The 12,957-nt window shown below is 45.9% G+C and carries 10 protein-coding genes and 1 riboswitch; all 10 genes read right to left on the bottom strand.

Features of this window, described 5'->3' with window-relative positions; genetic code table 11:
- Nucleotides 1-8: 8 nt before the first annotated feature.
- Nucleotides 9-88, bottom strand: a riboswitch (cyclic di-GMP riboswitch).
- Between the two features lie 136 nt (nt 89-224).
- The 10 genes from NYE25_RS25735 to NYE25_RS25690 all read right to left on the bottom strand — a co-directional run bounded on the left by NYE25_RS25735 (nt 225) and on the right by NYE25_RS25690 (nt 12,955).
- Nucleotides 225-1,598, bottom strand: a complete 1,374-nt coding sequence (locus tag NYE25_RS25735) for a sugar phosphate nucleotidyltransferase (RefSeq protein WP_341050069.1) — start codon at nt 1,596-1,598, stop codon at nt 225-227.
- Between the two features lie 710 nt (nt 1,599-2,308).
- The gene (locus NYE25_RS25730; RefSeq protein ID WP_339800777.1) at nt 2,309-3,649 is read right to left on the bottom strand and encodes a UDP-glucose dehydrogenase family protein; all 1,341 of its coding nucleotides are present in this window, start codon (nt 3,647-3,649) and stop codon (nt 2,309-2,311) included.
- Between the two features lie 4 nt (nt 3,650-3,653).
- Nucleotides 3,654-4,754 carry a glycosyltransferase gene (locus tag NYE25_RS25725; RefSeq protein WP_036676592.1) on the bottom strand — a complete coding sequence of 367 codons (1,101 nt, stop codon included), beginning with the start codon at nt 4,752-4,754 and terminating at the stop codon, nt 3,654-3,656.
- Between the two features lie 61 nt (nt 4,755-4,815).
- Nucleotides 4,816-5,955, bottom strand: coding sequence for a glycosyltransferase family 4 protein (locus NYE25_RS25720; RefSeq protein WP_341147182.1), 1,140 nt, complete (start codon nt 5,953-5,955; stop codon nt 4,816-4,818).
- Complete coding sequence (locus NYE25_RS25715; RefSeq protein WP_042185181.1) at nt 5,955-7,142, bottom strand: glycosyltransferase family 4 protein; 1,188 nt, start codon at nt 7,140-7,142, stop codon at nt 5,955-5,957. Before NYE25_RS25715 ends, NYE25_RS25720 begins: the two co-directional genes overlap by 1 nt.
- Nucleotides 7,129-7,986 (bottom strand): glycosyltransferase family 2 protein, encoded by an 858-nt coding sequence (locus NYE25_RS25710; RefSeq protein WP_076283899.1) that lies wholly within the window; start codon nt 7,984-7,986, stop codon nt 7,129-7,131. Before NYE25_RS25710 ends, NYE25_RS25715 begins: the two co-directional genes overlap by 14 nt.
- Nucleotides 7,987-8,012: 26 nt before the next feature.
- A complete protein-coding gene (locus NYE25_RS25705; protein ID WP_341147181.1) occupies nt 8,013-9,398 on the bottom strand; it encodes an oligosaccharide flippase family protein in 1,386 nt (461 codons plus the stop codon).
- Nucleotides 9,364-10,842, bottom strand: coding sequence for an O-antigen ligase family protein (locus NYE25_RS25700; RefSeq protein ID WP_341147180.1), 1,479 nt, complete (start codon nt 10,840-10,842; stop codon nt 9,364-9,366). The genes NYE25_RS25705 and NYE25_RS25700 overlap by 35 nt, the downstream gene beginning before the upstream one ends.
- Entirely contained in the window at nt 10,839-11,612 is a 774-nt protein-coding gene (locus NYE25_RS25695; protein ID WP_042124436.1) for a WecB/TagA/CpsF family glycosyltransferase, read from the bottom strand. The genes NYE25_RS25700 and NYE25_RS25695 overlap by 4 nt, the downstream gene beginning before the upstream one ends.
- Nucleotides 11,609-12,955, bottom strand: coding sequence for an O-antigen ligase family protein (locus NYE25_RS25690; RefSeq protein WP_149646462.1), 1,347 nt, complete (start codon nt 12,953-12,955; stop codon nt 11,609-11,611). Before NYE25_RS25690 ends, NYE25_RS25695 begins: the two co-directional genes overlap by 4 nt.
- Nucleotides 12,956-12,957: the final 2 nt, after the last annotated feature.

Raw genomic sequence — 12,957 nt, 5'->3', positions numbered from 1 at the left:
ATCTCCCTTTCGGTAGCCAGGCTGCCACTCTTTCGAAGGCCCTATAGCTTTGCGTCCCTACCTTTCGATAGGTTTGCCTTTTCAATTTAAGAGAAATAATCTCTCTTACCGTAAGTATCGACGACAATTAATGATATATTTAGTGTTTTTATGACTTTTTTTGATAATTGAGTCAATTTACCTGTTTCAAGAAATTTTGGATTGGTTAAATAGATAGGTTAGACCTATGAAATGAATTGTTGTAGTTCTATATCATTCCAGTCTAAAGTAATACGAATGTTATCTTCTTCTACTAATTCAGAACCCGTTTGTACCTCTATAAACTCGACATCCGTCAAAGCAAGGATCGCGTGCTTCGTTCCTTCCGGTATACGTACCACGTCCCCAGCCTTCACATTATGTTTTTTCTCATTCAGCACAATACTTGCTTCGCCGCTGACGATTGTCCAAATTTCACTACGCTTGCGATGTAATTGATAGCTGATATTATTCCCCTCGGATATAAAAATCCGTTTGGTCAGCACTTCATTGCCTTCATCATATTTCACATAATCAATAACTTTGTAATGGCCCCAGCGGCGTTCCTCGTACATCGGTCTTTGTTCAAAGGTCTTCAGCACTTCTTTAATCCGTGGGCTCTCAGCTTTATGGGTAACTAGAATCCCATCCGGGCTAGCCGCAATGATCAGATCCTTCGCACCAATTACCGTAATCGGAATATCCAGCTCATTAATCAAGCAAGTCCCCTCAGAATCCGCCGTTACAAAACCTTTTCCTACATGCTTGCTGCTCATTTCCTCTGTCAGCGTATTCCACGTTCCAAGATCCTTCCAGAATCCATCATACGGCTGCACCACAATATGTTCTTCTTTCTCCACCACTTCATAATCAAAGCTGATGGAAGACAATAGCTTATACTGCTTCTGCAATTCTTCATATCCTAAAGGCAACCCTTTACGCTGCAAAATATCTAACAAGTACCCTAAGCGGAAGGCAAACACTCCACAATTCCACAATGCATTTTGCTCGATGAGCTGTTCTGCTTGTATACGGTCTGGTTTCTCTTGAAAGTGACTCACCTTCATAAAACCATTTCCCCCCGCCTCTTCGGTGGTAGGAATAATATATCCGTATTTCTCTGAGGCATGTTCAGGAACAACACCCATTAGGGCCAGATTTGCTCCACTTTCCAGCATGGTCCCCTCAAGCATAGCTATGGTATCAAAAAAGGATGCTTCTACATAAGGGTCAACAGGCAATATTGCTACCGTCTCCGCTGGAGAAACACCTGCCACTGAATAAAGATAGGTAGCTGTTAAGGCGATAGCCGGAAAAGTATCCCGACGCTCCGGTTCAACGATAATCGGCACATGACTTCCCAGTTGGCTTTGTATCATTTCTACTTGGCTGCGGCCGGTGGCCAGATAAGATGATTCTGCCATCCCTGCTTCCTCCAGCTGTCTCCAGACACGTTGTACCATGGATTCTGGTTCACCTTGAGGGCTTTCAAGTACCTTTAGAAATTGCTTTGAACGTGAGTCGTTGGACAACGGCCATAACCGTTTACCTGAACCGCCTGATAGAAGTACCATTTTCATAGAATGAACCCTCCTTGAATTGATATCAAAACCTATGTCTTCCGTTTGGTGGTCGTTGGAATGGATGCACTTACAAACTTTGTTAGGTATGAACCACTTCAAGGGATTTTGGACTTCCGATCGCTGTTATCCTCAGATTTCCTTATTGAACCGCTTCTAGCGGTAGAAATCCGAGGATAAAGGCGAACACTCCGTTTCTACAGTTCCAAATTCCCTTTCCGTTCTTAACCTAACCAACTACTTTTTAACACTGATCCGTGCGCACCGGGCTGTACCAGCCAGAAGCAAGCACGTTTTTCTAAAGACTCGCTTCTGCTCCGGGGGAGGCAGCAGCAACTGCAAGAACAACTGCAACTAAAAGAGCAAGACTAGTTGCCACCACGGAGACAAAGACGATGACAACTATAAGTGCTACTGCTACTGCTGTTGCGATAAACAATCAGAGTACACTAACTATATAAATTGCTTAGAAACTTAAGATAAGGGAACGAAGTGGCGGAGAAGAATTTTGGAACTGGAGGAGCGATAGCGTCCGCCTAAAAGCTTTCCGTAGGAAAGCTCACTTCGTAAGCATAAGCTTTTCCGGATTTCATCCGCTATTAAGCGGTATAAATCAAGAAATCTGGAAACAACAGCGGCTGGAAGTCCAAACATTCACCGCAGTTGCGACTGACACTTAACACAAAAATCTCAAGTTCAATATATATAGATTAAACCGCTCCAGCCACACTAGCAGAATAACCGCTCAATCCACCCATCTGCGGGCGGCCGACAGAATGATAAACGAGTCCGGTACCCTCAATTTGCTCCTTGGAATACACGTTGCGTCCATCGATCAATACCCCATTACGCATGCTTTTCGCCAGCTGATGCAGATCAATCTCCTTGAGTAGGCTCCAATCAGTCAGGAGGCATACGGCGTCGCTGCCCTCAGCCGCTTCCTCTGGCAGATTGCACCAGCGAAGCTGCGGATGATCATATTGCTGCCTGAAATTTGTAGCTGCGATTGGATCATATAGTTTGACTGTTGCCCCTTCAGCCACCAGTGCCTCAACAATCTCTCTGGCTGGAGCTTCGCGGACATCATCGGTATTAGGCTTAAAGGCAAGCCCCCATATCCCAATCGTCGAACCGCGCAGGCTGCCAAGTGATTCATGCAGCTTGGAGATGATCATAAACCGTTGTCCCTTGTTCACTTCGACTACAGATTTCAATAATTTGAATTCGTAATCGACGTTGCCCGCAATTTGAATGAGTGCATTAGTGTCTTTCGGGAAACAGGAGCCTCCATAACCGATACCAGCCTGCAGGAAGGATGACCCGATTCTTTGGTCCATACCCATTCCTTGTGCTACCTCGGTTACATCAGCTCCCACTTTTTCACAAATATTGGCAATCTCATTAATGAAGGAGATCTTCGTGGCCAAAAATGCATTTGAAGCATATTTGATCATTTCAGCACTGCGTATATCTGTTACAAATACATTTTCTGTGAAACCCTTATGAAGCTCGCGCATGGTTGGTTCCAGCTCTGGATTATCAAGACCAATGACAATTCTGTCGGGATGGAGGGTATCGCGAATCGCTGACCCTTCACGTAAAAACTCGGGAGCAGACACGATATCAAAAGAATGATGGGTAAACTTAGAGAGCATTTTGGAGATTTTCTCATTTGTCCCTACGGGAACTGTAGATTTAGTCATTATAATTTTGTGCCCGTCCATCGCTTTAGCGATTTCAGCAGCTGCACCCTCAATGTAGGTTAAGTCAGCTTCACCATTAGGCAGCGATGGCGTACCTACAGCAAGAATGATAATATCTGAATGCCGCACCGAATCCTGAAGATCTGCAGAAAAAGATAACCGTTCCTCACGAAGATTCAGTTCAATCAGTTCCTCGATTCCCGGCTCATAGATGGGCGATTCCATCTGTTTCAGTTTCTTAATCTTTTCCTCGTCCTTATCCACACAGATGACATGATGTCCGCCCAGTGCAAAGCACACGCCAGATACAAGACCCACATACCCAGTACCGATTACTGTCAGCTTCATACAATCATCCTCCTTTTAGAAAATTGACGTAGGCCTGCTCAACATACTGCTTGAACTTAACCATAAACGCCTGCTCATCGAATTTACGTGCATGCTCCATAATTTGATCGATATCCCAAGCGTAGGACTCTACCTCATAAATAGCCTTAAGCAGATCCTCCACTTCTTGATGCTGAAAGAACACACCATTTACATAAGGAATAATAGTATCCAGTGCCCCACCTGCTTGATAAGCAATTACCGGTCTTCCTGCAGCGTTCGCTTCCAGCGGTGTAATTCCAAAGTCCTCTTCTCCTGGAAAAATGAACGCTCTACACTGTGCCATCATTCCAGTCACTTGCTCATCTTCTAGCCGGCCCAGAAACGATACATTATCCTTAGCCATGCCTTCGAGACGCTTGCGATCCGGTCCATCCCCTACGATATAAAGCTTAAGACCATTACGATTGAAAGCCTCTACTGCCAGATCAATCCGCTTGTAGGAAACAAGCCGGGAGACAATTAAATAATAGTCACCAATGGTAGAAGAGCTTGTAAACCGGGCTGTATTAATCGGTGGAAATATGACATCTGCATCCCGGTGATAATAATTCTGAATCCTCGTCTTCACTACTGAAGAATTGGCTACGAACTGATTCACATTTTTGGAAGTCCGTTGGTCCCACGTTTTGAGCTGCTGCATGTATACCTTAAGCATTTTTTTGAACAGCCCGGAATTGGACTGACGTTCCATGTAGGTGTCGTAATCCCATGCGAAGCGCATAGGTGTATGGCAGTAACAAAGATGAAACGTATGTTTAGGAACCTGTATACTTTTCATAAAAGCACTGCTGGAACTCAGGACGATATCGAAACCGCGAAAGTCCAAATCACGGATGGCCATTGGATAAAGTGGCAGCACCCCTTTAAAATTGGTCTTTACCCCCGGAATCTTTTGCAGCCAGGAGGCACGGATATCCGCATCTTTGAGATTGTCAGTAAGGCGGCTTCCGTTAAAAACCGTTGTGTAGATTGGAGCCTCGGGATACATGTGATGAAAGACTTCCACCACTCTTTCCGCGCCGCCCATTTGGATTAAGTAATCATGCGCTATCGCAATTTTCATGTGAATCATCCTCAAAGTTTTATGGAGCATCATCTTCAGAATTACCGCGTCATATCATCTGTCAGGTGCCCGCCAACAAACCTTTATAGTAGTCAACGATGTCCTTGACCGTATTCTCGATAACAAAATGCTCTTTCACTCGTTTCATCCCATTGTCCGCCATCCGCCGTCTTTCCTCTGGGTGATCCAGCATCCATTTAATGGAGTCTGCCAGTATCGCCGCGTCACCAGGCTCTATCAGTAGTCCTGTCTCACCTTGAACTACAATTTCTACCGGCCCGCCTTCATTGGAGGCGATCACCGGTAATCCCGCTGCCATTCCTTCAACGATAACTTGGCCAAAAGGCTCAGGAGTTACCGAAGTGTGAATCAGTAAATCAGCAGTATTCATAAGGCCTTGAATATCATCCACATGCCCTAGCATGCTTACATTAGTAAGCTCGTCGTTTTTTATCTTTTGCAGCAATTCCTGCTTATAAGCCTCTTCTCCAAACAGAGCGTCTCCGGCCAGCCAGAACTTCACACGAGGTTCGTTCTTAAAGCTTTTTGCGGCTTCCAGCACAATATGCTGACCCTTCCAATGCGCCAATCGACCAACTAGCAATACGTTGAAATCCTTCTGGTCCCGCATGCCGATCCCATTACCAATCACTTTAGCGAATGCGGAGTATACGACCAGCGTTTTTTTCGATCGCGGCAGCTCCAAAGCATTCAGTGTAGAATGTGAATTCGCGATGACTCCATTGGGGAGCAGGCGTGACAGCAAACGAATGCCTTTGGCAACGATAGGCTTTAAATAAGGGGCCCCAATATGATCCCGGATGTGCCAGATCAATGGAACGCCCGCTATTTTTGCAGCGATGGCTCCGTATAATGCAGATTTCAAGGAATTGGTGTGCACGCAATCTACCTTCTCCGCTTTTAAGAGCGGCGCAAGCTTGCGGCCATAAGCCAACAGCTTGAAGGCTGCAGCAGGTGCTCCCAAGTTGACTGCATTTCTCCCACGACTTCTGATGCTCTCATCCAGTGGAATAATACGGACATCCATCCCTTTTTCACGTAGCCGTTCAGCCAGCGCACCATCCTCAGCCAGAATTACCAGTGGATCGATCTGTTCTCCAATATGGGTAAGGATGTTAAACAGGGCAACTTCTCCACCACTCCATTTAGCAGTGTGATCTATATAGGCCACTCTAAGCATTACGTGGTCACCTCCTCTCCTAAAGCTTGCAGGAACACGGATTCTACTTGATCCGTAACATGCTCCCAGGTATATCTCTCCAGTACATGCTCTCTACATTCATCCCGGCTCGGAAGCAGCTTTCGATTGCTAAGCATATGGATCATACCTTCAGCCATGTGGTCACTACTTGAACTCTTAAATAGTAATTCCGGCCGGAAGCCTTGCAATATTTCCTTATTGCCGCCAATCGGTGTAGCCATCACTGGCAATCCTGAAGATAAAGCTTCAACGGTAATTAAACCAAAGCCCTCCAATGCCTGTGAGGGAACCACGAACATATCCGCTGCCTGATAATAAGAGGCTAGCTCATGATCGGGAATGTAGCCTAGCAGTCTTACCTTATTGCTTAAGCCATAGTCGGCGATCTTTTCTTCCAGTTCCCCCCGCAACGGCCCTTTACCACCAATCAGCAGAATGGCATTCGGGAAACGCTCCGCAACTTGCTTCCAGGCTTCAAGCAGCTGTAGTAGTCCCATCCGATTGACCAACCGCCGGACAGTCAGCACGGTTGTTGCTCCCTCAGGTAAATTTAAGCTTCGGCGAATCGCCAATCGATTCGTAGCGGGGATAAAACGTTCCACATTAGCTGCGCCTGGAATCACAATAATTTTGTGTAGTGGCACTCCGTGCAGCTTATGGAGAATATCGCGGAACGTCTCACTAAGCACGATGAACTTATCCGCTAGTTTATAGGCTCTATGTTCAATGGATTTGGCGATGGTTGTTTTGACCCGGTGCTTAATGCCTTGACCTTCGATTTTCATTTCTTCATTCCATGGGCCATGAAAAGTCATCACTACAGGAATCCCGCGTTTCTTTGCTTCCAGGGCTGGACCAATACCATAAGGAGCAAAGTGAGTGTATAAAATATCTATACGGCCACTGCCCTCTCCCATCAGATCGGCCGCCTTACGCTGGAAAGCATCCTTACGTTTCCAGATCCCATCTTTTGGATCTCCGGCATTGTGAATAATCAATTCCTCAGGGGTAGCAGGCGTTTCTTGACTGCAAATCAGCGCATGCACCCGATTACGTGAGGAGAGTTGCTCGCAAACGGATTTGAAATACGTGTTAAGCCCACCCGGCTGTAGCGACGGCCAGCTAAGGCCAGTCGTCATAATGTTCAATCCGTCACTGTACGGCATAGCTTCTCTCTCCTTTATTCTCCTTCTCGGTCTGACTCGTCTTCGCATTGTGCTGAGTCAGCTTTCCCGATCTAATTAATTCGTAATGCTTGAAGCCGACCATGAATTCATACATGACCCAGAATACGGATACTCCGAAACCTGACATTCCCTTCTTGAACAACCCGTGTAAGAAATATTTTTGCAGGAAACGGGCTGGTGGTCTTAACAGCAGATGACTGACCCGAAATCGTTTGCCCTTGGCATACGCACTTTCAGCTTCCAAGTCAGTATACTTATTGAAACGTGCCACATGATCGTTAATACTGCGGTAACCATAATGCCAGAGGGTTCCTGTCAAACGTATGGTTCGCTCTTCAGAGACCTCGGGCATCTCGTGCACCAAGCTGTTTCGAATTCCATACGCTTTGCGGTTGTATAGGCGCACTAGATATTCGCCACGATCCAGCCATCTGCCCATAAAATCACCGATCCGGTAGATAGAATAGGCAACCGATTGATCCATAAGCCCCGGTTTCAGTTCAAGAATACTTGCGGCCAACTCGTCGCTGACCACTTCGTCAGTATCAATAAGGAAGACCCAATCATGAACCGCGCGTTCTACTCCGAATTCCCTCTGTTTCGCATATCCGGGCCATGGGTTGACGTATACACGACAATTCAAGCTTTCGGAAAGCTGAACTGTCCCGTCTTTGCTGCCTCCGTCAATCACAATCACCTCGTCGGCGAATAACCTGCAGGATTGTATGGCCTTAGATATTCGAACTTCGTCATCCTGAGCGATGATGACAGCCGATATTGGATAATTGTTTTGGCCGCCTACCACGCTTTTTACTGAATCCATGAAGGTTTCCTCCTTTGTCTTTCGCATTATCCATTCATATCCATCGGTTTCTTGCGAATGTAAGAATTCATCGTCGTCTTCATCCACTGGATGTCCTCCCGGGTAATGAGCAGCCGGGGTAGTTTAACTTTTAAGGTGTACTTTATATTGAGAACAATGAAGAAGAATCGCAGGATTGCTGATGACAGCATCGCTATCCCTGCTCCGAGTAAGCCAAACTTAGGGATGAGCAGGAACAACATTGGGATAACCAAGAGTAAGCCAAAACCTTGAAGCATCGAAACAATTTTCGGCTTCCCTAGCGCCATAAAGGCCTGCGCCAGAATGATCGTCCCCCCGCTAATAGTCACTTCAAGGAGCAACAAGCGAAACACGGTTAATGCCGCATTGAAGTCTTTGCCGTACATCAACGGAATTACTAAAGGGGCTAAGAGCATCAGGACTACTCCGCCAAGCATGGTGAAAGTCGTACTTATTCGAAAGGCTTTGAATGTTAACTCAACTGCTTGTTCTTTGGACAGCTCAGAAGCCTTAGGAAACAACACGATCGTAATTGAGCTTGAGAAAAAATTAACCATTCGTGATAGACTCACAGCCACTACATACAGCCCCAGATCAGCAGGTCTTAACAAACCGGCAATTACGATCTGATCGATATAGGTAGAGAAATTTCCAAGCAAGTCATTGCCGTAGGAACCAAGTCCGTAAGTAAACAATCTTTTTAAACTCTGAAAGGCCCCTCTCATCTTCACCTTATAGGTGCGAAGCAAGGAAAACGTCATTCCGATAAATAGCGGCGCTCCAGGAAGGAGATAGGCAACTGCAGTTGTAAAAGGATTCATCTGATCCAGCGCGATCAATATCCCGATCATCGTCAGTGTAAGCAACGGCACTAGATAGCGAATCCAATTAAACCTCTTGTATTCACCTCTGAATTGAAAAGCTGCATTGTTAATTTGAGAGATCACTATAATCGGACACAGAATCATAGACCACTGAGCAAAGGTCACGACCTCCGGACTGAAGGATTTCAGCCAATAAGGCAAGACCACGATACCAATAATCATCGCTATGACCCCAAAAATGGTACCGAGCAGCAATGCCATACGATAAAGCACTCCGGCATCATCCGGGTTTTTCTTAGCGTTATAGATTAGAGCTGATGGAATCCCAAAGCTCATGCTAAAGGCCAGAAACTGTGACCAGTTAATCATTGCCGTCTGTTCCCCACGTCCTGTCGGTCCAAGATAACGGGCGGTCAGTACACCCGTTAACATGTTAATCAGTAGGATCATGACACTGACAAACATTGTCTTCACGGCTGCCGAGCTGTTGTCCTTACTCTTCGCGAACAATCTAAAAGATGACCAGATTGTTCTAGCGGGGAGAGATTTTGCATTCAACTGCTGCATACGGTGTTCCCTTCCTTCTACTTTGTGTAATCTCCCTTGCGCTGAGGCCAAGACCGATCAGCATCCAGATTAAGTATCCCTTGAGTCCGGGAAACCCATTATCTGATACCAAACTGACTATCGCACCGGTCCAAGTAGCAAGAGCAAGTCGGGCGTATGGCTGCAATTGGTCCCTGCTGATTACTCTAGCGAATATCTGTTTGACAACTGCGCCTAAAGCTCCGAAGAAGAAAACAGCACCCAGAATACCAAAGGTAAGCAGTAAGGCGATAACTCCGTTATCCATAATTCCGTACTCTCCAAGCTCGCCGTCATTACCAAGCTTAGTCCCTTGGCCTACACTACCGATTCCCTGACCTACTGGATTGGCGGCGACCATCGGCAGCATGTTTTGCCATAAGCTTAGCCGTTCATTATAAGAGTGATCTTCCTGAACAGAAGAAAGTGTCTCTACCCGAGCAACCAGTCCTTCGGCGCCAGGCAATTTCGGCACAACCCAGAACAACGCAGCAGCCACAAAAACTAATTGGATCAAAGTTTTCCATTTCCCCTTAGAGGGAGATGTTCCAATGTACATGAGCAACATCACCAGAAGAATCAGCCATGCCGCGCGTACTAAAGTAGTCAGCAGGCAGATTACAACCAGCAGCACGCCGATCCAGCGCAATGTTCCCCGCCATTTTTTCTCCAGTATCATCGGAACTAAAGCAAACGCTAAGAAGGTTGCAGCCGGTCCGGGCGAATTCAGCGTAGAGAACACTCGAATTTCCAATGGATATGGATTTCCGATGGACATCATGTCCGCATGTTTCATCCAGAACACATCCCAAGGTGGCACCGTCAAATACTGAACAATCCCGTAAATGGCAACTAGGACAGCAATATTGGCAAAAGCGGTAAGCAATCGATCGATATCCTTTGGCCTGAACTTTGTAACGGCAAAGTACGGCAATAACAGCAGTGGCACAATATAATTTGCTAAGTCATAAACTGAGCCCATGCCATTCTTAGCCAAACCGATTAAAGCACCATAACCCAGCGCTACTGCGAACATTAACATGATCCGCGTGGAGGCTTTTTGAATATTATGAATCTCCTTCAGCAGCGGAATGATCAAGGTTACACCGGTTAACAAGGGAGCTAAACTCAGCAAGGATACAGAGTGATACACTCCTTCTGACCAGTCAGCAATGCGGCGCAGCTCTGGAGCTACGGCCCAGATTAGCAAGGTATAAGCAACCAGCATTTTCGGTCTAAGTATGGCTAACAAGAAAGCCGGGAATAGGATGGCTGAGAGAATGGCTCCCTGCAGACTGTTCGTTGAACTCAGCATCGCACTGGAGAAGCCGATGATCAGCGGAAGAGAGACACCTGCAGCAGTAGTCCCCCCTATTAATCCAGCTGTCTTGATGAACCTAAGTGATGGGGGCGTAAATACACTCATTCCAAGCCTCCTTCCTTCACCTTATCCCGCTTACGCAGTTCCTTAAGTAATAAAAGTAGAAATTGTGCATCATCCACAAGATATCTTTTCCAGAGCCGGCCCGGCTCCTGGCTAAGCCGCCAGAACCATTCGAACCCTGTTTTTTGCATGAAGCTAGGTGCTCGTTTCACTGAGCCTGACAGAAAATCAAAGGTCGCTCCCACTCCGATCGATATCGGAGCTTGATAAGAGGTATAGTGGCGATAAATCCACTTTTCTTGCTTAGGCGCTCCTACACCAACAAACACGATATCTGGCTGGCACTCTGTAAGCATTTCTATAATGCGTTCATTCTCCTCCTCATTGTGCTCGAATCCATAGGATGGAGAATAACAGCCAACCACATTTATTCCGGGATGCGCTGTTTTTAGATTCATTGCTGCCCGTTCCGCCACGCCTTCAGCTGAGCCTAAGAAGAACAGCCGGTACTTCCTTTGCTCAAAGGCGTTGCCCAATCGATTAAATAGATCCGCGCCGGATACCTTCTGCTTAAGCGGCTTGCCTAGCATTTTGGATGCCCAGATCAGTGGCATTCCGTCAGCAACAACTGCGCCTGCCTTCGAATATACCGTTTGAAATTCTTTATCCTTACGAAGCTTGATTACATGATCTACATTGCAAGTGAGGATATAAGACTGATTCCTCTCCTGAATGGTTTTATCAATGTAATCAAGCAAATCCATGAAATCATAGTTATCAAAATTGACATCGAACATATTCACTTGATTCATCGTATCACTTCTTTTTGTGGGGAATCGGTTGGCTGTGAAGATCGATACAGGCAGTTCAGGTACCAACAGAACGGAATAATAAATTGGACCGTCGACAGCGTGTTATCGGAGAATGAGTAGATTAAAAACGCTGCAATAAATAACAGATAATAAGGTTTGATCGGTGAAGCCAATGCTCTGTACACCAGAATAAACACAGCCAATAAAGAGAACATCAACAGAATAGCGCCAATATATCCCCCATCGAAGTAAAAGCGGATATACTCGTTGTGCGGAACCACAAAACCTTTGTACAATGTTCCATCATTTGCTACCGTAACCGCACCAAGCCCTCTACCAGACCAAGGAGAATCTGCAGCTTTGTTCAAGAAATACTCCCATGCCTCCGACCTTCCTGATAAATCTACAGCCGTATCTGTCTGTCTCTCAAAGGAACGTTTCTCAAAATTATCGAGCTGCCAGAAGACGGCGACCATAATCAGGAAAAATGCACCCATCAACGGAATTAGCAGATAGGTTCTGCCCTTCAAATATTGGCGGAGAATATCATAAAAGTAATAGAGAACGGTAAGTCCAAGTGCCAATATTGGCCCTCTTGTTCCTGTTCCAATCAAGATAAAGAAATTTAGAACTAACATGATATAGAAAAAGCGTGCTTGCTGCGGATTCCGCTTCACCTCTATAAATGGAATCGCTACTCCCATAAAGGCCAGCATCGCTAGATGCGCAGGAATATTAGCCCCCTGAATCCGTACAGCGCCTGTATACTCGATGTTGAGAAAATTATGAACATGCGCAAGCTGCAGCAACAAACCAACCACTACACTAACAAGGGGAAGCATACAGATAATTTTGATTTGCAGCTCAGCTACATTCTTTTTCCAATTGATTAATAAAAATACGAATGGAATGGATAGACCGATAAAAGCTTTAACTGCAATGGATGAGGTCATTTCCGGCAGCCAGATCGAAGATCCAAAGGTAATCACCAGCAGCGCTACCATTGCCCACAAGGGGTGACTCAGACGAAACCGCAAACCATTGACCAGAATACAAGGAACAAGCAGCATCACGATAACCAATTTATAAAGGGACAGTATCTCCATTCCGAACATGCTGCCATCATATAAAAAGTTAATCGATATTGCCGTCGTGATTAGAACGAAATAACTGATCAGTTCAGGCCGTGAAATCGAGATTCCCAGCAAAATAATCAGAAGCACGGCAGCTATCGCAATCATCGGCTGGTAGATGACCGCCGTTCCAAAGAACAGGGCCGACATGAGATAGAGCATCCCGTATGGCAAAACATTTAATTTGGAGCCCCACTCAAAATTTGTCATGT

Origin of the sequence: Paenibacillus sp. FSL E2-8871 (genome assembly GCF_038000345.1) — a bacterium.
Lineage (GTDB): Bacteria > Bacillota > Bacilli > Paenibacillales > Paenibacillaceae > Paenibacillus_AQ.
The sequence above is the reverse complement of the archived record's forward strand: the minus strand, read 5'-3'. Positions and strand labels throughout refer to the sequence as shown.

Coding starts and splice junctions, on each gene's coding strand:
- NYE25_RS25700 (WP_341147180.1), bottom strand. CDS start 10,842: ATGAGTGTATTTACGCCCCCATCACTTAGGTTCATCAAGACAGCTGGA.
- NYE25_RS25715 (WP_042185181.1), bottom strand. CDS start 7,142: ATGCCGTACAGTGACGGATTGAACATTATGACGACTGGCCTTAGCTGG.
- NYE25_RS25690 (WP_149646462.1), bottom strand. CDS start 12,955: ATGACAAATTTTGAGTGGGGCTCCAAATTAAATGTTTTGCCATACGGG.
- NYE25_RS25735 (WP_341050069.1), bottom strand. CDS start 1,598: ATGAAAATGGTACTTCTATCAGGCGGTTCAGGTAAACGGTTATGGCCG.
- NYE25_RS25695 (WP_042124436.1), bottom strand. CDS start 11,612: ATGAATCAAGTGAATATGTTCGATGTCAATTTTGATAACTATGATTTC.
- NYE25_RS25705 (WP_341147181.1), bottom strand. CDS start 9,398: ATGCAGCAGTTGAATGCAAAATCTCTCCCCGCTAGAACAATCTGGTCA.
- NYE25_RS25710 (WP_076283899.1), bottom strand. CDS start 7,986: ATGGATTCAGTAAAAAGCGTGGTAGGCGGCCAAAACAATTATCCAATA.
- NYE25_RS25730 (WP_339800777.1), bottom strand. CDS start 3,649: ATGAAGCTGACAGTAATCGGTACTGGGTATGTGGGTCTTGTATCTGGC.
- NYE25_RS25720 (WP_341147182.1), bottom strand. CDS start 5,955: ATGCTTAGAGTGGCCTATATAGATCACACTGCTAAATGGAGTGGTGGA.
- NYE25_RS25725 (WP_036676592.1), bottom strand. CDS start 4,754: ATGAAAATTGCGATAGCGCATGATTACTTAATCCAAATGGGCGGCGCG.